Raw genomic sequence first — 22,143 nt, 5'->3', positions numbered from 1 at the left:
CCGTCGCGGCGATCGGGACGATCACGGCCCGCATCCGGGACATCGACGGCGTGGCGACCACGATCGCGGCGGCGGTGGAGCAGCAGGGCGCGGCGACCCACGAGATCGTCCGCAACGTCGGGCAGGCCGCGGCCGGCACCGGGGAGGTGACCCGCAGCATCGTCAGCGTCGCGGGGGCCGTCGAGAAGACCGGTCAGGCCGCCGGGCAGGTTCTGGCCGAGGCGTCGCGGCTCTCGGAGCAGTCCGAGCACCTGAACGGCGAGGTGGCGCGGTTCCTCGATCGCGTCCGCGCGGCCTGAGACGGCACGCGGCATTCAGGGGTGCGTCCGGGCCGATGGGCCCGGACGCCGCGTCGCAGAATCAGACCGCGCGGCCGCCACCCTCGGTCCGGCGCTTGGCCATGAACGCGTCGAACTGCTCGCGGTCCCGGGCGCGCTTCAGCTCCTCCACGAAGTTCGAGAAGGCGCGGCTCTCTTCCTCGAGGGCGCGGCGCTGCGCCTCGAGGCGGTCGAGCTCGGCCCGGCGGTACTCGTCGAAGGCGGCGTTCCCGCTGCCGCCGCGGCGGTTCGCGGCCTCGAAAGCGCGGGCGAAGCGCGACGCGGGGCGCCCGCCCTCGAACCCCGACACCGTCCGGCGCGCGGCGTCCCGAATCTCGGCGAAGGCCGGGTAGCCCGCGAATTTCCAGGCCACGAGCGCGAGGCCGATCGGCCACCAGTAGATGAAGCCCACCACGATCGCGCCGATCTCCAGCGACCGACGCGGGAACGGGCCGGACCGGCAGAGCCTGCCGGTCGCCCAGGGAGAGGAGGTTTGAGAGGTCACGGCTGTGCTCCGCTGTTCATGTGAACGCGGTTAACATGCGGGTCCGGCGGGGGCCTTTCAAGGCCGCCCACCGCCGCCGTCGCGCTCGCCGGGGCGCCCCGCCCCGTGGACCAGGGCGAGGACTCCGGCCCGCAGCAGCTCGTACTTGTCGGGGAAGCCTGGGCCGCGCGGCAGATGGCCGGCGGCCGAGAGGGTGGCGAGGCCGTGCGCCAGCGCCCAGACCTCCAGGGCGATGAACCGGGGTGCCACGCCCCCGAACCCGTCCGCAAAGGTCGCCTGCAGCGCTTCCACCAGCAGGTCGAAGGGACTCGGCCGCGCCTCCGCGCTCGCGGCGCCGGGCGGCGCCTCGGGATCGGCCCCGCCGGCGGGTGCCCCGCGGGTCTCGAAGATCGCCGCGTAGTAGGCCGGCTCCTCCTCGGCGAAGGCGAGATAGGTCTCACCCATCCGGGTGAACCGCTCCAGCGGCGTCCCGCGCGACGTCAGGGCCCGCGCCAGACGCGCGGCGAGCTCCGCGAAGCCGCGCCCGGCCAGCTCCTCGAGGAGCGCCTCGCGGCCGCGGAAATGGCGGTACAAGGCGGCCGGCGTTACGCCGACGAGCCGCGCGGCGTCGACCAGGGTGAAGCCGCCGATCCCGCGCTCGGCGATGAACCGGCGCGCGGCCTCCAGCAGGGCCTCCTTCAGGTTGCCGTGATGGTAGCTCCGCCGGTCGTCCGGCCCGTCCCGCCAGGGTCGCAAGATCTCACATCCTTCGCGCGCCTATTACACCACACCGGACCTCTACGCCCCTGTCGAGTCCGAAGACCAACGAAGTCGGTTTTTCCGAGGTCGGCCTCTACATGACCGGTGAACACGACGGTTGTTTCAGGCGCATGGGGCGACGCTTGACCGCCCCCGGATAACTGTAACAGTGTTACACATCCGCAACCGAGCTTCCACGGCAGGACAACGAGCATCGCGCATGGCTTTCGTGAGCCTCAAGGCGTGGCGGGCCCGCTCGGCGGAGCGCGCCGCGATCGCGGCGCGCCTGAAGCAGGATCTGCGGACGGCCCTCGGCCTCGGCGAGGCCGACACGCTGGCGGTCAACGAGATCGCCTGCGCCGATCCGGGCTGCCCCGACATGGAGACGATCGTGCTGGTGATGCGCGCCGGCGCGCCCACGCGCGCCCTGAAGATCCGGCGCCCGATCGACGCGGTGGATCCCGACGACATCGCGGCGCTCGTGGCGGAGGACCGGTCGTCCGACGCGCCGCCGTCCGGCGTCTCGACAATGTGATCCGGCGCGGGGGCTTTCCGTCTTTGGGGCGCACAGGTCACAGGGACGGGGCCGGGCGCGCGACGTAGCATCCCGCCAACAGCAGCCCCCCGCGCCGACGGGGTCGCGGGAGGATCGCACGCCATGAAGAGCCGCCGTCACGTCCTCGCGCTCGTCGGCCTCGCCCTCGCCGGCCCGGCCCTGCTCGGGGTCCCGACCGCTGCCCTGGCGGGCGAGACCCGGCCGTTCTCGGACGCGGCCTTCGAGGCCGCGCAGAAGGGCGGGAAGCCGGTGCTGATCGCGGTCAGCGCCCCGTGGTGCCCGATCTGCCGGACGCAGAAGCCGATCCTCGCGAAACTCGCGGCCGAGCCGCGTTTCAAGGATCTCCAGATCTTCGACATCGACTTCGACAGCCAGAAGGAGCTGCTGCGCCGCCTGAACGTGCGGATGCAGAGCACGCTGATCGCCTACAAGGGCGCGACCGAGGTCGGCCGCTCGGTCGGCGAGACCCAGCCGGAATGGATCGAGGGCCTCGTCGAGAAGACCCTCTGACCGACGGCGCGTCGCCGGATCTCCCCGGTCCGGTTCCGTTCAGGGAAGCTCCGGCATAAGCCCGATCCAGACCCGCATGACGGGTCCGGCGGAGATGATCACCGGTGTCGAGCCCCCCTTTGTCAGACGTCCCGGGTCCCGATGCGATCGTGGCGGTGCCCGTGCGCAACGAGGAGGAGCGGATCACCGCGTGCCTGCGGGCGATCGACGCCCAGGAGGGTGCTGAATCGGGGCGCGTCGGGCTCGTGCTGTTCCTGAACAACTGCACGGACGGCACCGAGGCCCTCGTCACCGCGCTGGTGCCGACGCTGTCGATCCCGGTCCGGGTGTCCGTCGAGAATTTTTACGGCGCCCATGCCGGATGGGCCCGGCGCCGGGCCATGGACGCCGCCGCCGCCTGGCTGGGTGATGCGGGGAATGCGGGGATCATCCTGTCGACCGACGCCGACAGCCGGGTCCCGCCCAACTGGGTGGCGCGCAATCGCGCGGCGATCGAGGCCGGGGCCGACGCTGTGGCCGGCCGGGTCGAGCTCGACGCGGCGGAGGCGGCGCTGCTACCGCCCTCGCTCCCCGCCCGCGGCCGGCTGGAGGACACCTACGACGCCCTGATCACCGAGGTCGAGGCGCGGATCGATCCCGATCCGAACGACCCCTGGCCCTGCCACCGGACCGCGATCGGCGCGACCCTCGCGGTGACCCGCAGCGCGTACCTCGCCGTCGGCGGCATGCCCGAGATCCCGCTCGGCGAGGACGGCGCCTTCATCGCCCGGCTGCTGGAGCACGGGCTGCGGGTCCGGCACGCCACCGACGTCTGCGTGACCATCTCGGCCCGCCTCGCCGGGCGCGCGCCGGGCGGCGTGGCGGACACGATCCGCTCCCGCTGCGAGGAGCCCGACGCGCTCTGCGATGCCCGGATGGAGACCTTCCCGCGCGCAGTGCGGCGCTACCTCTGGCGGCGGCGATTCCGCCAGATGCACGGGCGCGGGGCGCTCGCGCGGAGCGACGGCTGGGCGCGGGCGATCGGCATCGTTCCGCCGGAGGCGCGGCGCATCGCGTCCCTCCCGCTGGGTCAGGCCATCGCGGAGGCGGAGCGCGCCAGCCCGCGCCTCGCCTACCGCCCGATCGGCCCGCGCCAGCTGCCCGGGCAGATCCGGATCGCGCGGGTCGGCGTCGTCGCGATCCGCCTCGGCCTGGGGCTCATCGGCGTGGCGCAGCGGCTCGCGGGCGCGGTCGCGCCCGGGCGGACGGTCTCCGACCCGCGCGGCAGCCGCATCTGACTCCGTCAGGGGCGGCGTTCCAGCACGTCCCGAGGCGCCACGCCGAACCGGCGGCGGAAGGCGCGGCTGAAGGTGGCCGCGTCGGTGAAGCCGCAGCTCGTCATCACCGACCCGATCCGCGTGCCGCCGCGGAGCCGCTTGTAGGCCCGGTCGAGCCGGGCGTCGCGGATCTTCGCCGCCACGCCCTCGTCGCCGGTGAAAGCCGCGTAAAGGCGGCTTCGCGAGACCCGCAGAGCCGTCGGCAGCGATTCCGGCCCGAAGGCGGGATCGTGCAGTCGGCGCTCGATATGGGCCAGGGCCAAGGCCCGCACGGCGTCCCCGGACAGGTCGTCGCCGGCCGTCTCGCCTTGGCGGTCGGCCAGGGCGCGCAGCAGGTGCAGGACGCCCTCGAGGGCGATGCCGGCTTCCGCCTCCGACATACCGCCGACCGTCTCGGAGAACGAGCGCAGATAGGTCGCGAACAGGCCGCTGAGCGGCGTCGCGCGGAGACCGCGCCCGGCGAAGGCGTGCACGCTGCCGACCTGGCTCACGAAGGCGGCGCGCGGCACCTGGAGGCGGATCTCCTCGTAGGAATCGCGGCTGCCGATCGCGAAGGGCTGGTCCATGGCATGGACTGCGATGTCGCCGGCGCCCAGCACGGCGCCGCTGTTGCCCTGCTCGATGTAGCCGCTGCCCTGGACGAGGAGCACGATCGCGATGTCGTCGCTCCCGTCCCGGCGCACGTGCTGCGTCGTGCGCTCGACCCCGATCGGTTTGCTCAGGGTGTGCAGGATCGCGCCGTGACGGGTGATCGCGAGCCGGCGGCCCGCCGCGAACGGGATGTCGGGTGCCAGCGGCGTCGCGTTGACGCGCGCCAGTGCCGTGCTGCGCCAGTAGTCGAAGGCGCGCTTCTGATCGACCGAGTCGGTCGTCTCGACGACGATGGGAACGGTTTCGCGAACACTCAAGGCACGGCGATCCCATGCGCCGACGTCGGCCGACGCTCACGCCCGCAACGGGAACGCCGTCGAGAAGGTTGCCGATCCGCGGGAGAGGCGTGACCTGAGCTAATGACCGGCGCGGACCCGCCTCACCGATCCGCCGCCGCCACTCGAGGGTCGGAGCGGGTCGCGGACGCGTCGGCGAAACGCAGCACCACCGCGCGCCCAGCGGCCGGCGGCGACGGCAGGCTCGCGCGGAATCGCGCGGTCTCGGTCGCGGCGAGGATCGTCCGCGGCGGCGCGACCGTGAAGGTCTTGATCGTCCGACCGCCGGCGTCGCGGATCTCAACGCTCAGCGGCGCGACGGGCGCGTCCGAGCGCGCGACGCCGACGAGGTCGCCCTCGACGACGAGTTCCGCGGGACTGTCGTCCTCGGCCGGGTTGTAGAAGGCGACGACATCGCGGATCTCGATCCCGCGCACGTTCACCGGCAGGCCGATGCGCGCGAACAGGGAGGCGGTCTGCGGGACGGCCCGGACCACGCTGGTCCGGGCGAGGCAGACGAGCGGGATCGCCGCCAGGAGCGTCAGGCCGAGAGCCAGCGACGGGGTGAGACCCGGGATCGAGCGGCGGGCCTTCCCGGCGGCCTTCCCAGCGGCCTTCCCGGCGGACTTGCGCTTGGCGGACCGTCGGGATTCGGGCGCCGGAACGTCGGTGGCATTCCGCACCGAGGCGGTCGCCTCCTCCCAGGCCGCGTCCGCGAGGGGATCGGTCTCGGCCTGCGCGGCGAGCTCCGCCTCGTGGCCGGCGAGGACGTCGGCGGGCGAGATGAACCACGTCTCGCGGCAGGCGGCACAGCGGACCGAACGGCCCTCCATGCCGACCTTGCTGGCGTCGATGCGATATTCGCTCGCGCAGCTCGGGCAGGCGATCAGCATCCGCGCCATACTCGCATCGATCGGCCGCGACCGGGCCGGACTGTGAATTGCTTGAAGAAGTGTGCCCGAACAGGGTTAAGGGGCCGTGAAATCCCCGAGGCCTTGAAAACGCCCGCCGCTCCGGCGATTCCCGAGGGACGGACAGACGAGATACGGCACGGCTTTGAACCTACAAGCGAGCATGAAGAGCCTGCTGCCCGGCGCGGAGCGACCGGTGGTGCAGTTCGAGAATGTCGGCATGCGCTACGGCCTCGGGCCGGAGGTGCTGTCCGACGTGAGCTTCCGCATCGCGCCGCGCTCCTTCCAGTTCCTGACCGGTCCGTCCGGCGCCGGGAAGACGACGCTGCTGCGCCTGATCCTTCTGTCGGTGCGGCCGACCCGCGGGCTCGTCTCGATCTTCGGCGAGGAGGTGAGCGACATCTCCGCGAAGGCGCTGACCGGGCTCCGGCGCCGGATGGGCGTGGTGTTCCAGGATTTCCGGCTCCTCGACCACCTGACCACCTACGAGAACGTCGCCCTACCGCTGCGCGTCCAGGGCCGGGCCGAGGCCAGCTACCGGGCCGAGGTGGTGGAACTGCTGCGCTGGGTCGGCCTCGGCGAGCGCATGCACGCCCTGCCCCCGCTGCTCTCGGGCGGCGAGAAGCAGCGCGCGGCCATCGCCCGCGCGCTGATCGCGCGGCCCGACCTGCTGCTCGCGGACGAGCCGACGGGCAACGTCGATCCGGGCCTCGGGCGGCGGCTGTTGCGCCTGTTCCTGGAGCTGAACAAGCTCGGGACCTCGGTCATCATCGCCACCCACGATTTCGGCATCATGGACGCCGTCGATGCCCGCCGGATGGTCCTGGGCGAAGGCCGGCTGCGGATCGAGGAATGAGCACTCAGGCGATGCCGCGGACGAAGGCCGGTGGATCGGCCGTTCCGCCCGACCCGTCGATGCCGGCCAACCTGCGCCGCAACGCGCCGCTGGTGCCCACCGACACGGCGGCGGGGCGCTCCCTCGCGGCGGTCATCGCGATCCTCACCTTCCTCGCCGGCCTCTGCGCGGGCGCGGCCGAGATGGTCGCGACGAACGCCGCCCAGTGGCAGGGCGACGTGGCGCGGGAGGTCACGATCCAGGTCCGGCCCGGTCCCGGCCGCGACGTCGACGCCGACGTCGCCCGCGCCGACGGCATCGCCAAGGCCGAACCCGGGATCGCGGAGACGCGGGTGTTCAGCAAGGCCGAGGCGGAGCGCCTGCTCGAGCCGTGGCTCGGGACCGGGCTCGACCTGTCCGACCTGCCGGTGCCGCGGCTCATCGCCCTCAAACTCTCCAGCAGCCAGGCCGCCGATCTGAAGCGGCTGCGATCACGCCTCGTCGAGGCGCTGCCGGGCGTCGCAAGCCTCGACGACCACGCCCTCTGGCTGCAGCGGCTCTCGACCGCCGCCAACGCCTTCGTGGGGATCGGGATCGGGCTCGTGCTGCTCGTCCTGATCGCCACCGGCCTCGCGGTGACCTTCGCGACACGCGGTGCCATGGCGAGCAACCGCGAGGTGGTGGAAGTGCTGCATTTCGTCGGCGCCGACGACGACTACATCGCCCGCGCGTTCCAGCGGCGGTTCTTCGGCCTGGGCCTGCGCGGCGGCGCGATCGGCGCCGGTCTGGCCCTCGTGGCCTTCGTGATCGCCGGGCTCCTCGCCCGGGCCGCGCGCTCCGGACCGGCCGGTCAGGAGGTCGAGGCGCTGTTCGGCGCGTTCCATATCGGCCTGCGCGGCTACGCCAGCGTGATCCTGATCGGCGTGATCGCGTCCCTCGTCACGGGCGTCGTCTCGCGCGTGACCGTGCGGCGCTTCCTGGCCTGATCCCTGCTGCGTCACGAAGACGTGGAAATAGGGGGTCTTCCGAGCGCGTTTACCATCTGGAAACTTTATCGTTGCGGTGTGGAAACAGCCGACCGCGCCGGCCTCCGAGCCGCCGCAATCGGCGCCGATTCTCTGGAGGATGACCACGCGTATGCTGCGCGCATCGGATCCGCCCTCGACCGACGCCGTCGGCTGGGCCTGGCACGAGTGGGGTCTCCCGCGCCGCGCCACCGCGCGCCCGCGCGACCGGCGGCGGATCGCGCTCTGGACCTGCGGCCTCGGCGCCGGGCTCGGGATGCTGGCCCTGTTCGCGGGTTTTCTCGTGTTCGTCGGCGCGCTCGCCCGCCAGGAGCGGACGCCGACCGACCGGGCCGACGGCATCGTCGCGCTGACCGGCGGTGCCCAGCGGATCGGCGACGCGATCGACCTGCTCGCGGGCGGCTACGGGCGGCGCCTGCTTATCACCGGGGTCAACGAGCGGACCAGCCGCGACGAGATCGCCCGGCTGAACCCGACCCAGCGCGCCCTGATCGCCTGCTGTGTGGATCTCGACTACCGGGCGCGCAACACGATCGGGAACGCCATCGAGACGCGCCGCTGGATGCGCGCGCACCGGTTCAGCACCGTGGCGGTCGTGACCTCGAACTACCACATGCCGCGGACGCTGGTCGAACTCGACCACGCCCTCCAGGACAGCGACCGCGTCCTGCCGCATCCGGTCGTGAGCGAGGCCTTCGATGCCGATCGCTGGTGGAAGAACCCGCCGGCCGCGCGCCTCCTGGCCTCGGAATACATGAAGTTCCTGGTCAGCTGGGTCCGCACGCGCTTCGAGGCGGATCCCGAACGCTCCCGCGCGGCGATCCTGATCGGGCGCGGCAAGCCGGTGAAGATGGTGGCCGAGCCGCTCATGCTCCGCGGCGTGGATTGAGGGCGCGGCGCGCGCCACCCCCGCCCCTACAGCCCCTTGCAGCGGGCCTTGATCGCGGCCGAGAACTCGCGGTCCGACCCCTGGACCTGGGCCAGGCGCTCGCCGCGCTCCGAACCGGACAGGCAGCGACCGTAGACGCTCGCCACGCGGCGCATCGTCTCCACGTGGCGCCGCCAGACGCGGCAGTTCTTGGCGTCGTCCCCGTCCGCCTGTTCGAGCTGCTCGAGGGCCTGGCGCTGCATCGATTGCGCCACCAGGACGTCGCGCGCGCAGGTGGTCTCGCCCTGGGCGGCGGCGCCGGAGATGCCGGCCGCGAGGGTCAGGGCGGCGGCCGTTCGGAATCTCTGGATCATCACGCGGCCTGCGGTGCCGTCGAGCGCGTCAGGAGCGCGTAGAGCGCGCCGGCGTCCCGGGCGGCGCGGATATGGGCGAGCATGCCCGGCTCGCGCAGGATGCGGGCGACTTGCGCCAGGGCCTTCAGGTGATCGGCGCCGGCGCCCTCGGGCGCGAGCAGCAGGAAGGCGATGTCCACGGGCTGGCCGTCGAGCGCCTCGAAGTCCACCGGCCGGTCGAAGCGCGCGAATAGCCCGAAGAGACGGTCGAGACCGGGCAGCTTGCCGTGCGGGATCGCCACGCCGTCGCCGATGCCGGTCGACCCGAGCCGCTCGCGCTGGAGCAGCGTGTCGAAGACGGGGCGCTCACCGAGGGCGGGCAGGCGCCGCGCCGCCTGCGCGGCGAGGTCTTGCAGCACCTGCTTCTTGGCGCGGGCGCGCAGGGCCGGCACGACCGAGTCGGGGTCGAGGAATTCCAGAACTGGCATCGAACGACCGTTGCCCCGTCGCCCGTTCGCGAGGAAGCGGGCCTCGTCGCAGGGGCATCGACGACCGTTCCGGCCGCGCCCCCACCAGATTCAATAAGCGGGGAAACCAGCCGGTTCCGGCTCCGTTCCTCCCGACCCGCGGCGTCACTCGGTGGCGTTCGGCGGGTCCACCCAGCCGATCGCTCCGTCGCTCCGCCGATATACGACGTTGACGCGGCCGGTGCCAGCGTGGACGAACACAACCACTGGGGATCCCGTCATGTCGAGGGCGGTCACCGCCTCGCCGATGGTGCGGCGCTGGAGGGTCTTGGTGCTCTCGGCGACGATCGGCGGGTGGGCGTCGCCCTCGGCGGCGTCGTCCTCCTCCACCTCCGGGGCGGCGAACACCGCGTAGGCGGCCTCGACCGCCGCGTCGTCCCCCGGGCCCGTCGCGTGCTGCTTCAGCTTGTGCTTGTAGCGCCGCAGACGGGTCTCCAGGCGCTCCGCGGTCTGCTCGAAGCTCGACCGCGCGTCGTGCGCGAAGCCGTTGGCCTCGATCGTCAGGCCGGAGACGAGGTGCAGGACGCAATCCGTCCGGAAGGCGGTGCCGTCGCGCCGGAGCGTGACGTGGCCGTTGCAGGAATCGTGCATGTGCGAGTCGAGATACTTCGCCTGGATCGCCGACATCCGTTCCTCGACGCGGCCGCGCAGACTCTCGCCGAGATCCACGCCGTGGCCAGTCACTCGCAACGATCCCATGCTGCCTCCCCCGTTCCGATGCAGTCGGCCGAATTAGAGAGCCGGCTCGGGTTAAGTCAACGGAGCCCCTTGCGGTTCAAGCGCTTGCTTAACGCTGGGTTCAGCCGGCCTGTCCGTATACACGGGGCCTCCGGCACCTTGCCTTGCGACGTGAGACGACCGCCTGCATGATGATCGACCCCGGATTCTCCGCCACCGCGACACGCCGCGCCGTCCTGGGGGGCGCGCTCGGCGCTGCCGCGGGCCTGCTCCCGGCAGCCGCGCGGGCGGCCGACCCGGAGAAGGCCCCGGCCCTGCCCGGCGCCGGCGAGGCATTCGCGGCGGGCACGCTGACCGACCTCGCCCGCGCCCGGGCCGCCGCCCCCTACGCCGCCCCGAAGACCGGCGACGTGCCGACGGTTCTCAAGAACCTCTCCCGAGAGGCCTACGAGGCGATCCGTCCCGCGGAGGGCCGCGCGGTCTGGGCCGACCGGAATGCCGGCTACGTCCTGGAGCCGCTGCTGCGCGGCTCGATCTTCGAGACGCCGGTGTCGCTGTTCGTCGTGGAGAGCGGCGTGGTGCAGCCGGTCGGGTACGACAAGTCCGCCATCGCGGCGCCGGGCCTCGACCTGCCCGACCTGACCGCCGACACCGCCTTCTCGGGCTTCCGCCTGCGCGCCCGGTTCGGCGGCGCCGACGAGTTGTCGAACTTCGCCCTGTTCCAGGGCGCCTCGTTCTTCCGCCTCGTCGCCGAGGGCCAGGATTTCGGCATCAACGCCCGGGCGCTCGCCCTGCGGCCGGCGGATTCCCGCGGCGAGGAATTCCCGCTGTTCCGGGCCCTGTTCGTCGAGGCGCCGCGGGCGGGCCAGCCGGTCATCGTCCACGCCCTCGGGGAATCGGAATCGGCGACCGCGGCGTTCAAGATCACCCTGACGCCGGGCCGCGACGTCTCCACGGCGCAGATCGACGGGACGGTCTTCGCCCGCGCCGAGCTCGACCATATCGGTCTCGGCGGCATGCAGGGCAGCTACCTGTTCGGGCCCCTCGACCGGAACCGCGTGGACGACCTGCGCGCCGCGGCCTTCTCGGTGGAGGGCCTGGCGATCCACAACGGCTACGGCGAGCCGATCTGGCGCCCGGTTCACAATCCCGAAGCGCTGCAGGTCTCGGCCTTCGTGGATCGCGGGCCCAAGGGCTTCGGCCTCATGCAGCGCGCCCGCGCCTACGACGATTTCGAGGACGACCGGCGCCACTGGGAGCAGCGACCGTCCCTCTGGCTGGAGCCCCTCGACGACTGGAACGAGGGCGCGGTCACGCTGCTGGAGATCCCGAGCGATTCCGAGCTCAACGAGAACGTCTTCGCCTACTGGCGGCCCAAGGCGAAGCTCGCGAAGGGCGCGGAGATGCGCTTCCAGTGCCGGCAGCACTGGTCCAAGGGCTGGCCAGACCCGCTGCCGCCGGAGATCGCCCGGGTGCGCGACAGCCGCTGCGGTCACGGCAGCACGGGGAACCGCCGGCTCTTCGCCGTCGATTTCGAGGGCGACGCGCTGTTCCGGCCCGGCGACATCGACGTCGACCTCGGCGCTTCGGCCGGGATGATCACGCGTCAGGAACGGTTTCGGTACCCCGATCGTAAGACGCTGCGGATCCTGTTCGAGCTCGATCCGGGGAGCGAGCGCGCGAGCGAGCTGCGTCTCGCGCTCCGGCGCGGCCAGGCCCGGGCCAGCGAGACCTGGCTGTTTCGCTGGACACCCTGAACCCCGACCCGATTGCTGAGGAACGGCCTCCCCCGTGCGACTGGACGAGACCATGATGTTGCCGCCAGCGACAGACGCCAGTTCCGGGCGCGAGACCGTGACCGACGGCGGCCGTTATCTGCCGCCCGAGGCCCCCCTGTCGATGCCCGTCCAGGATCTGGCGCGCTGGGATCCGGGGCTCGGTCACCGGCCGGAGCGCCGGGTCCGGTCGCCCTGGCCTGAGCGGATCCTGGTGTTCGGCGGTGCCCTGGCGCTCACGGCCTTCGGCGGCTGGCAGATGGTCGAGACCGTGTCGGTCTCCGGCAGCCCGACCGCCCTCCAGCTCGTGCTGGTCGTCCTGTTCTGCCTGACCTTCTCGTGGATCGCCCTGGCCTTCACCAGCGCGGTGCTCGGCTTCGCGACGCTGCTGCGCCGGCCCCGGCCGGCGCCGAACCCGGCCGCGCTGCGCACGCGGACCGCGGTCCTGATGCCCGTCTACAACGAGGCGACGGCCCGCACCTTCGCGGGCATCGAGGCCATGCGCGAGGCGGTCGAGGCGACCGGGCTGGGCGATCATTTCGACTGGTTCGTCCTGTCGGACTCCACCCAGCCCGATGCCTGGATCGCCGAGGAGCGGGCCTATCTCGACCTGCGCGGCCGGCTCGGCCCCGAGGCCCGGCTCTACTACCGGCACCGGCCGAAGAACCATCACCGCAAGGCCGGGAACATCGGCGATTTCGTCACCCGCTGGGGCGGGCGCTACGACCACATGCTCGTGCTGGACGCCGACAGCCTGATGAGCGGATCTGCCGTCGTGGGGCTCGCGGCCGCCATGGAGGCGGACCCGGACGCCGGGATCATCCAGACGCTGCCGCTGATCATCAACCGCAACACCCTGTTCGCCCGACTCCAGCAATTCGCGGCCCGGATCTACGGCCCGGTGATCGCCGCCGGCCTCGCCGCGTGGTCGGGCCGGGACGGCAACTACTGGGGTCACAACGCGATCATCCGGACCCGCGCCTTCGCGGATTCCTGCGGCCTGCCGGACCTGCCCGGGAAGCCGCCCTTCGGCGGACACATCCTGTCCCACGACTTCGTCGAGGCGGCCCTGATCCGCCGGGCGGGCTGGGCGGTGTACATGCTCCATCGCCTGCCAGGCTCGTACGAGGAGAGCCCGCCCTCGCTGATCGACGTGGCGGTGCGCGACCGGCGCTGGGCGCAGGGCAATCTCCAGCACGCGCGGGTGATCGGCGCCGCCGGGCTGCATCCCGCGACGCGGCAGCACTTCGCCACCGGCATCGCCGGCTACCTCGCCTCACCGCTGTGGCTGCTGCAGCTGGTGGTCGGTATCCTGCTGGTGCTCCAGACGGCCACGGAGCGGCCGGACTATTTCGGCGGCGCCGGCTTCTCGCCGGTCTTCCCGCGCTTCGATCCGGTCCGCGCGCTCCAGCTGTTCGGCCTGACCATGGCGGTGCTGCTGGCACCCAAGTTCCTCGGCCTGATCCTGGCGCTGCTGGACGGCCCGGTGCGGCGCGCCTGCGGCGGCGCCGGACGGCTCGTCCTGTCGAGCCTCGTCGAGATCCTGCTGTCCGCCCTGGTGGCGCCGGTGGCGATGGTGATCCAGTCGGGCTCCGTGATGGGCATCCTGCTCGGACGGGACACGGGCTGGAACCCGCAGCGGCGGGACGACGGCTCGATCCCGCTGCGCGACATCGTCGTCCGCCATCGCTGGCACACGCTGCTGGGGCTGGTGGCGGGCGTCGCCGCCTTCGCGATCGCCACCTCGCTGTTCCTCTGGATGAGCCCGACGATCCTGGGTCTCGTTCTGGCGATCCCGATCTCCTGGGCGAGCGGCCAGCTCGGGCTCGGCCTGGCGCTCAAGCGACGCCTGCTCCTCGCCACGCCGGAAGAGGCCGCACCGCCGGAGATCGCGGTCCGCGCCGCGTCCCTCGCGGCCCGCAACGCGGAGCGCGGGTTCGACGAGACGGATGCCCTCGCGGCCCTCCACGCCGATCCCGACCTCGCGCGTGACCACACGCGGATGCTGCCCCTCGGACAGCGGCGGCCCCGGGGCGCGATCGATCCGGACCAGACCCTGGCCACCGCCAAGATCTGCGAGGCCGAGACGGTGGCGGAGGCGCAGGCGTGGCTCTCGCCGAAAGAGCGGATGGCACTCCTGCATGACCGGGCCCTGGTCGACCGCCTCGTCCGCCTCGACGCGCGCGAACGGTGATCGCGGTCCGTCCGACCGCGAAGTGACGACCGCGGCGCGCGCCCGGGATCGGTCAGCGCCGCTCGCGGAGACGTGTCGGTGCGCCCCGATCGTGAGGTCCACCGAGGCCGCCAGCCGGACCGAGCCGTGAGAAGTGATTAACCATTCGGGTCCTAGATTCGCGCATCGTCATTCGGATCCGGTCATGACCCTCCTGTTCGTGTTCCTGCTCCTGCCGCTCGCGGTGGCCATCGTCCTGGCCCGCGGCGAGCCGATCCGCACCATCAGCTGCCTCGGCGCGATGGGCGTTGGCTGCGTCATCGCCGCCACGAGTCTCGTGAGCCTCGTGCGCCACCGGATCCGGACGACCTGACACCGGACCGGAGCAAGCTACCGTCAGAGGAACCCGACCTGGCGCGGGCCGCCGCCCAGGCTGCGCCCCGCACGGGAGACCAGCTGGGAGAAGGCCAGGGCCGCCGCCGTGGCCTGGGCGCGGGACGGGAAGCTGCGTCGCGATTCGAGAACGGGCTCGTCAGTCTCGTTGACGAGAACCCACGACCACAGCGACCGGCTACGCTCTCGTATCTCGAATTGCACGGGCGCCTCCCTGTCCGGGACATGCGAAGCGAAAGACTTGCATCCGCGAGTGACATCCGGATGACGTTGTTTCGCGACCGTCAAGGCGCGCCGGCCGCCGCAAAATTCTGCTGAAGACTATTGTCTTCGTGGACGGAGCGCGGCGAGATCGATGGTTCAGCATCGTGCCAGCTATCCATCGAGATCTGACCCGAACAATCGAGTGCGAAATCCGTGCCAGGATGAGCGGACAGCCGGCCAGCTATCCCCAGGAACTGCGCTGGCCCCGTGATGGCCGCCTCGGCATCCGCGCTGCCGACGCCGCGACGCGCCTGCGACGCGCGGACTTGACTGGATTGTCTGGATCTCGATGCTCTGGCCCGTTGCGGGCGGGGTCGAGGGCATTCTGGCGGCAGCACCCGGTGGCGCTGCGAGGCGGATCGACGTGATGGCAGATCACAGCAGAGTCCCGAACGAACGGTCGCGTCGCCTTCTCGGCGATCTGGCCGAGACTCTCGGATGTTCGGTCGACGTCTTCTTCGATCCGGACCCGCACGACGACCGTGCGATGACCGAAGAATTGCTGACCCTGTGGTTCTCGATCAAGGATCCCGATGCCCGGCACCGCATCCTGGATTGTGCCCGGGCCGTGAAGGCCGAGGCCGGGGCGGACGCGCAGCCGCGCCCCTGACCGGTGCCTTGTTTCCGACGGCTTGGCGCTCCACCCAGGCAGCCCGTCCGTCGCCGCGACCCCAGTCGGAGAACCCATGAAATCCGTGATCGCTCTGATCGCCGAGGAACTCGGTGTCGGGGAGGCGCAGGTCGCGGCCACCGTGGCGCTCCTCGACGGCGGCGCGACCGTGCCGTTCATCGCGCGCTACCGGAAGGAGAATACGGGCGGCCTCGACGACACGCAGCTGCGCAGGCTGGAGGAGCGCCTGTCCTACCTGCGCGATCTCAACGAGCGGCGCGCCGCGATCGTCGCGAGCATCACGGCCCAGGGAAAGATGTCCCCGCCCCTGGCGTCAGCCCTCGACGCCGCCGACACGAAGGCGCGGCTGGAGGACCTGTACCTGCCCTTCCGGCCCAAGCGGCGCTCGAAGGCGCAATCCGCCCGCGAAGCCGGCCTCGAACCGCTGGCCCAGGCCCTGCTGAGCCGTCCCGACCGCGCGCCCGAAGCGGTCGCGACCGCTTACGTGTCGGACGCGCGGGGCGTGCCGGACACCGAGGCCGCGCTGGAGGGCGCCCGCGCCATCCTGATCGAGCGCTTCGGCGAGGATGCCGACCTCGTGGGGCGCCTGCGGGCGGATTACTGGCGGACCGGCCAGCTCGTCTCGCAGGTGCGCAAGGGCAAGGCGAACGAGGGGGCGAAGTTCTCGGACTACTTCGACTGGAGCGAGCGGCTGGAGCGCATGCCCTCGCACCGGATCCTGGCGATCTTCCGCGGTGAGCGGGAAGAGGTCCTCGACGTCGGCTTCGCCGCGGAGGGGGAGGAGTCGGCGCCGGGCCTTCCCGGGCCCTTCGAGACGGCGATCTGCCGCCGCTTCGAGATCGCGGCGCGGGGGCGTCCCGGCGATGCGTGGCTCCTCGACGCGGTGCGCACGGCCTGGCGAACGAAGATCCGGGCCGGGATCAAGCAGGACCTGCGCGGCCGGCTGTTCGAGCGGGCCGAGGACGAGGCCGTGTCGGTCTTCGCCGGGAACCTCAAGGACCTGCTCCTCGCCGCTCCGGCGGGCGGCCGGGCGACGATGGGGCTCGATCCGGGCTACCGGAACGGCGTGAAGGTCGCGGTGGCGGATCGGACCGGGCGGGTCGTCGCGGTGGAGACGACCTACCCGCACGAGCCGCAGCGGCGCTGGCGGGAGGCCGTCGCGACGCTCGGCCGGCTCTGCCGGCTGCACGGCGTGGAGCTTCTCGCCGTCGGCAACGGCACCGCGTCCCGCGAGACCGAGCGCCTCGCCGCGGAGATCATCGCGGCGAACCCGGACCTGCCGCTGGCGAAGGTCGTGGTCTCCGAGGCCGGCGCCTCGATCTACTCGGCCTCCGAGATCGCCGCCAAGGAGTTGCCCGACCTCGACGTGTCCCATCGCGGCGCCGCGTCGATCGCCCGGCGCCTCCAGGATCCCCTGGCGGAACTGGTCAAGATCGACCCCAAGTCGATCGGCGTCGGGCAGTACCAGCACGACGTGAGCGAGGCGAAGCTGTCGCGGTCGCTCTCGGCGGTGGTGGAGGACGCGGTCAACGCGGTCGGGGTGGACGTCAACACCGCCTCCCCGGCCCTGCTGGCGCAGGTCTCCGGCCTCGGCGGCGCGATGGCGGCGCGGATCGTCGCCCACCGCGACGCCCAGGGACCGTTCCGCACGCGGGCGGCGCTCAAGAAGGTCCCGGGGCTCGGCCCGAAAACCTTCGAGCTGGCCGCCGGCTTCCTCCGCATCCAGGGCGGTGACGACCCGCTCGACGGGTCTGGCGTCCACCCGGAAGCCTATCCGGTGGTCCGCCGCATCCTCCAGGCGACGAAGAGCGACATCCACGTCCTGCTCGGCAACACCGCCCTCCTCGGCCGCCTCGCGCCGGAGCCCTTCGTCGACGCGCGCTTCGGCCTGCCGACCGTGCGCGACATCATCGCCGAGCTCGAGAAGCCGGGGCGGGACCCGCGGCCGGAATTCAAGACGGCGCGCTTCCAGGAGGGCGTCGAGACGATCGGGGACCTGAAGCCCGGGATGCAGCTCGAGGGTGTCGTCACCAACGTCGCGGCCTTCGGGGCCTTCGTGGATATCGGCGTCCACCAGGACGGGCTCGTCCACATCTCGGCGATGGCCCGGCGGCGGATCGCGTCGCCCACCGAGGTCGTCCGGATCGGCGAGGTCGTCCGGGTGCTGGTCCTCAGCGTCGACGTCCCGCGCAAGCGCATCGCGCTGTCGCTGCGGCTCGACGATCCCGTCGAGCCGGGCCAGCATGCCCGGAGGACGGCCGAGCCGCGGCAGGACGCGCCGCGGAGCCGACCGAGTTCGGATCCGGCGCCCGGCGGGTCGCTGGCCGACGCGCTCCGGCGTGCGGGCGCCGCGCCGCGGCGCGAGTGAGGCATGCCTGACGCGCACGGCCTCCGCGTCGCGGCCGGGACTGCCGCCGGTGAACCGAGAACATGGTTAGCGCTTCGTAAACCTCCGTGCGGTCAGAGTGCGGGCGTCGTGCCGCGGAGCGCGATTCGAAACACCTGATCGCGGTTCCGGGATCGCTGCGGCGACCCCACGGCTCGGAGGCTCTGATGCAAGCGCACGTTGCGGGGATCGACAACCCGAACCCGATGATCGGCCCGGCCCGCTTGATCCGGGCGGCCTTCGAAGGCGCCGACATGGCCGCCCTGGCCGCCGAGATCCTCGCCGAGGGCGGAGACTCCGCCCTCGACGCCGGGACGGCGCTGGACATGGCGACGATCCTGCTGCTGAAGCACCGCTTCACCGAGGGGCTCGCGCTCCAGAGCGAGGTGCTGGACGCACAGCGGGTCTTCTCGCTGCGCTCGAACCCGGATCAGGCGCGGATCCGCGTCCTCGTCCTGGTCACGGCCGGCGATCTCATGGCGAACACGCCGATCGACTTCCTGCTGAACGACGGCGATTTCGGCCTCACCTACCTCTATCTCCGCCCCGGCGAGCCGGTCCCGCACGACCTGCCGGCGCACGACGTCATCGTCACGGGCATCGCCTACGCGCGGACCGCCGAGCCGCTCCTGGAAGCCCTCGCGGCGGCGGCGGACCAGTGGATGCGGCCGATCGTCAATCACCCGCGCCACGTCCTCAAGACGTCCCGCCACGGGATCGCGGACGCGCTCCGCGGGGCGGCGGGGATCCTGGCGCCGGAGGTCGTCCGCGTGAGCCGCTCCATCCTGAGCGCCGCGGCGTCCCGCAGAGCCGAGGGCCCGACCTACCCGCTCCTCGTGCGCCCTCTGGACACGCACGCCGGCAACGACCTCCAGAAGATCGACCGGGCGGAGGACCTGCATCTCTACCTCGCTCAGACGGAAGCCGAGGCGTTCTACGTCACGCAGTTCTGCGATTACCGCGGTCCCGACGGCCTCTATCGGAAGTTGCGCATCGTGCTGATCGACGGTGTGCCCTACCTCTGCCACATGGCCATCCGCGATCACTGGATGATCCACTACCTCAACGCTGGCATGCTGGAGGATCCGGTGAAGCGGCAGGTCGAGGCCGCCGCCATGGCCACGTTCGACACCGACTTCGCCGAGCGCCACCGCGCCGCGTTCGCCGAGATCCACCGCAGCATCGGCCTCGATTACCTGATCATCGACTGCGCCGAGAGCGCGGACGGCCGGCTGCTGATTTTCGAGGCCGATACCGGGATGGTCGTCCACGACATGGATTCGGCGGAGCTGTTTCCCTACAAGGCGCCGCAGATGCGCCGGGTCTTCGCCGCGTTCCAGGACGCGCTGCGGGGGCGGGCTCGGGGGCGGACCGCCTAGGTCGGCCGCCTCGGCAAGGGAGGCTGCGGGCGTCGGGTGCTCCACCCGGCGCCTTCACCAGGGGATGCGGCCGAAGCGGTCGACCAGCCGCTGGTACTCGGCGTTGCTCTCGGCCTTGGAGGTGCCGCCCGAGCCGACATCCGAGGTTCCGGAACCCGGATGCACGAGGCGGCACACCAGCGGCAGGACGAAGCCGTGCCGCACGAGCTGCACGTTGGGGCCGCCGTTGCGCAGGACGTTGGCGAGCCACGGGCGGACCTGGATCGCGTCCTGCAGCGTGACGGGCGCCGTCGCCTCGACGAGGTGGGCGCGTCGCAGGCCGGTCTCGGCGAGGCGGCCGAGCCACTCGTTGTCGTAATGCCACTTCGCGGCGGGGCTGATCGCGCCGACCTGCGCGAAGGTGGTCCGCCGCATCAGCCAGCCCGACGGCGTCGCGAAGTCGTTGATCCGCACCACCTCGCCGGCCTCGTCGGTCTCGAGCTGCGTCGAGGAGACGAAATCGAAGCTCTCGAGGGCCCTCAGCGCGAAGCCCAGATAGGCGGGCAGCCAGTGATCGTCGTCCTCGAGGAAGCCGACGAGGTCCCAGCTGTCGTCGACGGCGGCGATGGCGGCGTTCAGCGCGGGGATCTGGCCCCTCTGCGGGCCGCGCGCGAAGGTGACCTGCGGGTGCGCGGCGAGCCGCGCCGGGATCTCGGTCCCGGGATCGGTCCCGACGAAGAAGTGGATCGTCGCCGGCCGGTCGAGCTCCTGGGCGTTGGCGCTCGCGATCGCGTGCTCCAAAAAGTACTGGCCGGCCTTTCCGGCCAGGGTCGAGGGTTTGAGCCTCGACGGCGTGATGATCGCGATCCTCATTCCCACGCCTCACCGTGTCGGGCGTCGCGCGCCGCGGCGCGGAACGCTGTCAGAGCTTGAAGGATTGCTCGCCGATATGGCCGAGCTCCTTGCTGAGATACGGATCGCACCAGATCCGGAAGCCGGCGGCGCGTGCCCGGTCGCTGAAGTCGAAGTCCTCGCCGATGTTCACGCCGGCTTCCTCGTCGACGCGGAAGCGGAAATAGGGCTTCTTCAGCTTCTCGAAGACCGTGGACTTGATCAGCAGGAAGCCGGTCGGGATTCGGGACATCTCCAGCAGACCCTTCGGCGCGTCGGCCGGCTGCTCCGGGAGGATGTCGCCCAGGAAGTGGAACGGGGCGGTGCGGCGGGAATAGGTCGCGCCGATGATGTCGACCTGCCGCACGAGGAGCTTGAGGAGTGCGTCCTTCGGGAAGGTCATGTCGCTGTCGATGAACAGGACGTACTCCGCCCCGTACTTCTGCGCGTATTCGAGGCCGAGGTTGCGGGCATCGGCGACGATCGACGACTTCCCGACGACGATCGACATCGGCATCTCGCCGAGCGAGTGCATCATCGATCCGAGGCTCACGGCGAAGTCTGCGTGGACCATGGTCCCGCAGGGGATCGCGATCGCCACATGGGGCAACTTCGGCGACGCGGAAGGGGTCGCGGCGCCAACATCACCGGACGCTTGAGCGATCACATCTGAGCTCCCTGCAAGGTGCGCCCCGTACCCGCCGCGCCGACCGAACCGGATCGCCACCGGTCGGGCAGGCGCGACAGACTTGGTTTGCGTCACAGCTTATGGCTGCGGATGGTTAATGGATCTTGAACACGCTCCGCGATCCGTAAATACTGAGCGCCTAAAGGATCGATTCATTAACGATCACTTCGGACACACTGGGAGTCGGCAATTGATTTAACCCCCGCGAAACGTTTGGAGGACGATTACTGGCGTACCCGAGAAACGGGTGCATCAAATCAGAAAGATAAGACCTATGTCCTCGATCACCCTGTCGGCCGCCACGCGTCAGAACCTGCTCTCGCTGCAGGACACCGCCCAGCTGATGGCGACCACCCAGAACCGGCTCGCGACCGGCAAGACCGTCAACTCCGCCCTCGACAACCCGACCAACTTCTTCACCTCCCAGGCCCTCGACGGACGCTCCTCGAGCCTGAACTCGCTCCTCGACGGCGTCTCCAACGGCATCCAGTCGATCCAGGCCGCCAACCAGGGCATCACCTCGATCCAGAAGCTCGTGGACCAGGCCAAGTCGATCGCCAACCAGGCGCTCTCGACCCAGCTCTCCACCACCGGCACCGCCGCCAACGCCTACAGCGCCAGCACCGCCTCCCAGACGGTGCTCCTGACGATCAACGGTACCTCGGTCTCGGCCACGGTCGCCGCCTCCTCCAGCATCAGCGCCACGGTCGCGGCCCTGAACTCCGCGGTCAGCTCGGCCTCGACCTCGTCGAGCGGCTCGTTCGGCGCCGGCGCGATCTTCTCGGTCGACAGCACCGGCACCAAGATCGTCCTGAACGCCCAGGCGGACGTGGAATTCCAGAACTCCGGCAGCCAGACGGCACTCGGCTTCACCGCCTCGGCCACCACCGCCTCGACCTACGGCACTGCCGCCAGCACCGTCGTGTCCAGCGACCTGTCGATCTCGGGCGTGACGCAGCGCGCCTCGCTGGCCAACCAGTACAACAACCTGCTCAACCAGATTACGCAGCTCGCCGGCGACGCCAGCTACAACGGCGTCAACCTCATTGCCGGCAAGGGCAATGACTTGAACATCAAGTTCAACGACACCGGCAGCTCGACCCTCAACGTCGCCTCGGTCGACGCCACGGCGAGCGGCCTGGGCCTGTCGTCGATCACCAGCTCGAACAACTCGTCGAGCCAGAACGGCCTCGGCAACTTCCTGCTGAACTCGGACGTCAACAAGACTCTGGCGACCCTGACCAGCGCCGGCAACTCGCTGACCTCCGCGGCGAGCTCCCTGGGCTCGAACCTGTCGGTGGTTCAGAACCGCCAAGACTTCTCCAAGCAGCTGATCAACGTGCTGCAGACGGGCTCGGCCAACCTGACCAACGCCGACCTGAACCAGGAGGCGGCGAACTCGCAGGCGCTGTCGACCCGCCAGTCGATGGGCATCTCGGCCCTGTCGCTGGCCAACTCCGCCCAGCAGGGCGTCCTCCAGCTCCTGCGGTAAGCGACACGCACCGCGAAGCGACAGAGG

At 71.3% G+C, this 22,143-nt stretch carries 23 protein-coding genes and 1 pseudogene; 14 read left to right on the top strand and 10 right to left on the bottom strand.

Annotated elements, in window-relative coordinates:
• Positions 1 to 299, top strand: a pseudogene (locus tag ACLBX8_RS28820) (methyl-accepting chemotaxis protein); the annotation flags it as partial.
• Positions 300 to 360: 61 nt separating this feature from the next.
• Here ACLBX8_RS28820 and ACLBX8_RS28815 read toward each other — a convergent pair.
• Both ACLBX8_RS28815 and ACLBX8_RS28810 read right to left on the bottom strand, forming a co-directional pair.
• Positions 361 to 822, bottom strand: coding sequence for a DUF2852 domain-containing protein (locus ACLBX8_RS28815; protein ID WP_447698783.1), 462 nt, complete (start codon positions 820 to 822; stop codon positions 361 to 363).
• 57 nt (positions 823 to 879) lie between these two features.
• Positions 880 to 1,557: a TetR/AcrR family transcriptional regulator gene (locus tag ACLBX8_RS28810; RefSeq protein ID WP_132366537.1), complete on the bottom strand. Its 678-nt coding sequence runs from the start codon at positions 1,555 to 1,557 to the stop codon at positions 880 to 882.
• Between the two features lie 223 nt (positions 1,558 to 1,780).
• Between ACLBX8_RS28810 and ACLBX8_RS28805 the strand changes: the two genes are divergently transcribed.
• From ACLBX8_RS28805 to ACLBX8_RS28795, 3 genes are all read left to right on the top strand, one after another.
• Positions 1,781 to 2,095 carry a hypothetical protein gene (locus ACLBX8_RS28805; protein WP_020093604.1) on the top strand — a complete coding sequence of 105 codons (315 nt, stop codon included), beginning with the start codon at positions 1,781 to 1,783 and terminating at the stop codon, positions 2,093 to 2,095.
• A 123-nt stretch (positions 2,096 to 2,218) separates the two neighbouring features.
• Positions 2,219 to 2,626, top strand: coding sequence for a thioredoxin family protein (locus ACLBX8_RS28800; RefSeq protein ID WP_091683330.1), 408 nt, complete (start codon positions 2,219 to 2,221; stop codon positions 2,624 to 2,626).
• Positions 2,627 to 2,775: 149 nt separating this feature from the next.
• Positions 2,776 to 3,903 (top strand): glycosyltransferase, encoded by a 1,128-nt coding sequence (locus ACLBX8_RS28795; RefSeq protein WP_447698784.1) that lies wholly within the window; start codon positions 2,776 to 2,778, stop codon positions 3,901 to 3,903.
• A 5-nt stretch (positions 3,904 to 3,908) separates the two neighbouring features.
• Here ACLBX8_RS28795 and ACLBX8_RS28790 read toward each other — a convergent pair whose 3' ends face one another.
• Positions 3,909 to 4,850, bottom strand: coding sequence for a helix-turn-helix domain-containing protein (locus tag ACLBX8_RS28790; protein WP_447716206.1), 942 nt, complete (start codon positions 4,848 to 4,850; stop codon positions 3,909 to 3,911).
• Between the two features lie 122 nt (positions 4,851 to 4,972).
• Positions 4,973 to 5,761 (bottom strand): zinc-ribbon domain-containing protein, encoded by a 789-nt coding sequence (locus tag ACLBX8_RS28785; RefSeq protein ID WP_447698809.1) that lies wholly within the window; start codon positions 5,759 to 5,761, stop codon positions 4,973 to 4,975.
• 181 nt (positions 5,762 to 5,942) lie between these two features.
• On the opposite strand from ACLBX8_RS28785, the gene ftsE reads away from it, so the two are divergent.
• The 3 genes from ftsE to ACLBX8_RS28770 all read left to right on the top strand — a co-directional run bounded on the left by ftsE (position 5,943) and on the right by ACLBX8_RS28770 (position 8,528).
• Positions 5,943 to 6,635 (top strand): cell division ATP-binding protein FtsE, encoded by a 693-nt coding sequence (ftsE, locus tag ACLBX8_RS28780; protein WP_020093599.1) that lies wholly within the window; start codon positions 5,943 to 5,945, stop codon positions 6,633 to 6,635.
• Positions 6,632 to 7,600: a cell division protein FtsX gene (locus ACLBX8_RS28775; RefSeq protein ID WP_020093598.1), complete on the top strand. Its 969-nt coding sequence runs from the start codon at positions 6,632 to 6,634 to the stop codon at positions 7,598 to 7,600. Before ftsE ends, ACLBX8_RS28775 begins: the two co-directional genes overlap by 4 nt.
• Before the next feature lie 151 nt (positions 7,601 to 7,751).
• Positions 7,752 to 8,528, top strand: coding sequence for a YdcF family protein (locus ACLBX8_RS28770; RefSeq protein WP_091927815.1), 777 nt, complete (start codon positions 7,752 to 7,754; stop codon positions 8,526 to 8,528).
• Positions 8,529 to 8,554: 26 nt separating this feature from the next.
• Here the strand turns inward: ACLBX8_RS28770 and ACLBX8_RS28765 are convergent, their stop codons facing one another.
• The 3 genes from ACLBX8_RS28765 to ACLBX8_RS28755 all read right to left on the bottom strand — a co-directional run bounded on the left by ACLBX8_RS28765 (position 8,555) and on the right by ACLBX8_RS28755 (position 10,086).
• Positions 8,555 to 8,881, bottom strand: a complete 327-nt coding sequence (locus ACLBX8_RS28765; protein ID WP_447698786.1) for a hypothetical protein — start codon at positions 8,879 to 8,881, stop codon at positions 8,555 to 8,557.
• Positions 8,881 to 9,348, bottom strand: a complete 468-nt coding sequence (gene ptsN / locus ACLBX8_RS28760) for a PTS IIA-like nitrogen regulatory protein PtsN (protein WP_020093595.1) — start codon at positions 9,346 to 9,348, stop codon at positions 8,881 to 8,883. Before ptsN ends, ACLBX8_RS28765 begins: the two co-directional genes overlap by 1 nt.
• Before the next feature lie 144 nt (positions 9,349 to 9,492).
• Positions 9,493 to 10,086: a ribosome hibernation promotion factor gene (locus ACLBX8_RS28755; protein WP_026605000.1), complete on the bottom strand. Its 594-nt coding sequence runs from the start codon at positions 10,084 to 10,086 to the stop codon at positions 9,493 to 9,495.
• Between the two features lie 167 nt (positions 10,087 to 10,253).
• On the opposite strand from ACLBX8_RS28755, the gene ACLBX8_RS28750 reads away from it, so the two are divergent.
• The 3 genes from ACLBX8_RS28750 (at position 10,254) to ACLBX8_RS28740 (ending at position 14,386) form a co-directional block, all read left to right on the top strand.
• Entirely contained in the window at positions 10,254 to 11,822 is a 1,569-nt protein-coding gene (locus ACLBX8_RS28750) for a glucan biosynthesis protein D (RefSeq protein ID WP_447716205.1), read from the top strand.
• 52 nt (positions 11,823 to 11,874) lie between these two features.
• On the top strand, positions 11,875 to 14,034 hold the full coding sequence (gene mdoH, locus ACLBX8_RS28745) for a glucans biosynthesis glucosyltransferase MdoH (protein WP_447716204.1): 2,160 nt from the start codon (positions 11,875 to 11,877) through the stop codon (positions 14,032 to 14,034).
• A 184-nt stretch (positions 14,035 to 14,218) separates the two neighbouring features.
• Positions 14,219 to 14,386, top strand: a complete 168-nt coding sequence (locus tag ACLBX8_RS28740) for a hypothetical protein (RefSeq protein WP_020093591.1) — start codon at positions 14,219 to 14,221, stop codon at positions 14,384 to 14,386.
• A gap of 23 nt (positions 14,387 to 14,409) precedes the next feature.
• On the opposite strand, the gene ACLBX8_RS28735 is transcribed toward ACLBX8_RS28740, so the two are convergent.
• A complete protein-coding gene (locus tag ACLBX8_RS28735; RefSeq protein WP_020093590.1) occupies positions 14,410 to 14,610 on the bottom strand; it encodes a hypothetical protein in 201 nt (66 codons plus the stop codon).
• A gap of 349 nt (positions 14,611 to 14,959) precedes the next feature.
• Here ACLBX8_RS28735 and ACLBX8_RS28730 point away from each other — a divergent pair, with 349 nt between their 5' ends.
• From ACLBX8_RS28730 to ACLBX8_RS28720, 3 genes are all read left to right on the top strand, one after another.
• Positions 14,960 to 15,280 (top strand): hypothetical protein, encoded by a 321-nt coding sequence (locus ACLBX8_RS28730; protein ID WP_447716203.1) that lies wholly within the window; start codon positions 14,960 to 14,962, stop codon positions 15,278 to 15,280.
• 76 nt (positions 15,281 to 15,356) lie between these two features.
• Entirely contained in the window at positions 15,357 to 17,669 is a 2,313-nt protein-coding gene (locus ACLBX8_RS28725) for a Tex family protein (protein WP_447716202.1), read from the top strand.
• A 185-nt stretch (positions 17,670 to 17,854) separates the two neighbouring features.
• Positions 17,855 to 19,066 carry a hypothetical protein gene (locus ACLBX8_RS28720; protein WP_447698792.1) on the top strand — a complete coding sequence of 404 codons (1,212 nt, stop codon included), beginning with the start codon at positions 17,855 to 17,857 and terminating at the stop codon, positions 19,064 to 19,066.
• A 54-nt stretch (positions 19,067 to 19,120) separates the two neighbouring features.
• Here the strand turns inward: ACLBX8_RS28720 and ACLBX8_RS28715 are convergent, their stop codons facing one another.
• Both ACLBX8_RS28715 and ACLBX8_RS28710 read right to left on the bottom strand, forming a co-directional pair.
• On the bottom strand, positions 19,121 to 19,918 hold the full coding sequence (locus ACLBX8_RS28715) for a glycosyltransferase family 2 protein (protein ID WP_100253825.1): 798 nt from the start codon (positions 19,916 to 19,918) through the stop codon (positions 19,121 to 19,123).
• 49 nt (positions 19,919 to 19,967) lie between these two features.
• Positions 19,968 to 20,510 carry a glycosyltransferase family 2 protein gene (locus tag ACLBX8_RS28710; protein WP_042670628.1) on the bottom strand — a complete coding sequence of 181 codons (543 nt, stop codon included), beginning with the start codon at positions 20,508 to 20,510 and terminating at the stop codon, positions 19,968 to 19,970.
• 388 nt (positions 20,511 to 20,898) lie between these two features.
• On the opposite strand from ACLBX8_RS28710, the gene ACLBX8_RS28705 reads away from it, so the two are divergent.
• Complete coding sequence (locus ACLBX8_RS28705) at positions 20,899 to 22,116, top strand: flagellin N-terminal helical domain-containing protein (RefSeq protein WP_447698793.1); 1,218 nt, start codon at positions 20,899 to 20,901, stop codon at positions 22,114 to 22,116.
• Positions 22,117 to 22,143: the final 27 nt, after the last annotated feature.

It is taken from the genome of Methylobacterium sp. D48H (assembly GCF_053345715.1).
This window is presented reverse-complemented; position numbering and strand designations above follow the sequence as displayed.

Coding starts and splice junctions, on each gene's coding strand:
- ACLBX8_RS28805 (WP_020093604.1), top strand. CDS start 1,781: ATGGCTTTCGTGAGCCTCAAGGCGTGGCGGGCCCGCTCGGCGGAGCGC.
- ACLBX8_RS28800 (WP_091683330.1), top strand. CDS start 2,219: ATGAAGAGCCGCCGTCACGTCCTCGCGCTCGTCGGCCTCGCCCTCGCC.
- ACLBX8_RS28785 (WP_447698809.1), bottom strand. CDS start 5,761: ATGCTGATCGCCTGCCCGAGCTGCGCGAGCGAATATCGCATCGACGCC.
- ftsE (WP_020093599.1), top strand. CDS start 5,943: ATGAAGAGCCTGCTGCCCGGCGCGGAGCGACCGGTGGTGCAGTTCGAG.
- ACLBX8_RS28775 (WP_020093598.1), top strand. CDS start 6,632: ATGAGCACTCAGGCGATGCCGCGGACGAAGGCCGGTGGATCGGCCGTT.
- ACLBX8_RS28770 (WP_091927815.1), top strand. CDS start 7,752: ATGCTGCGCGCATCGGATCCGCCCTCGACCGACGCCGTCGGCTGGGCC.
- ACLBX8_RS28765 (WP_447698786.1), bottom strand. CDS start 8,881: ATGATCCAGAGATTCCGAACGGCCGCCGCCCTGACCCTCGCGGCCGGC.
- ptsN (WP_020093595.1), bottom strand. CDS start 9,348: ATGCCAGTTCTGGAATTCCTCGACCCCGACTCGGTCGTGCCGGCCCTG.
- ACLBX8_RS28755 (WP_026605000.1), bottom strand. CDS start 10,086: ATGGGATCGTTGCGAGTGACTGGCCACGGCGTGGATCTCGGCGAGAGT.
- ACLBX8_RS28750 (WP_447716205.1), top strand. CDS start 10,254: ATGATGATCGACCCCGGATTCTCCGCCACCGCGACACGCCGCGCCGTC.
- mdoH (WP_447716204.1), top strand. CDS start 11,875: ATGATGTTGCCGCCAGCGACAGACGCCAGTTCCGGGCGCGAGACCGTG.
- ACLBX8_RS28740 (WP_020093591.1), top strand. CDS start 14,219: ATGACCCTCCTGTTCGTGTTCCTGCTCCTGCCGCTCGCGGTGGCCATC.
- ACLBX8_RS28730 (WP_447716203.1), top strand. CDS start 14,960: ATGCTCTGGCCCGTTGCGGGCGGGGTCGAGGGCATTCTGGCGGCAGCA.
- ACLBX8_RS28725 (WP_447716202.1), top strand. CDS start 15,357: ATGAAATCCGTGATCGCTCTGATCGCCGAGGAACTCGGTGTCGGGGAG.
- ACLBX8_RS28720 (WP_447698792.1), top strand. CDS start 17,855: ATGCAAGCGCACGTTGCGGGGATCGACAACCCGAACCCGATGATCGGC.
- ACLBX8_RS28715 (WP_100253825.1), bottom strand. CDS start 19,918: ATGAGGATCGCGATCATCACGCCGTCGAGGCTCAAACCCTCGACCCTG.
- ACLBX8_RS28710 (WP_042670628.1), bottom strand. CDS start 20,510: ATGGTCCACGCAGACTTCGCCGTGAGCCTCGGATCGATGATGCACTCG.
- ACLBX8_RS28705 (WP_447698793.1), top strand. CDS start 20,899: ATGTCCTCGATCACCCTGTCGGCCGCCACGCGTCAGAACCTGCTCTCG.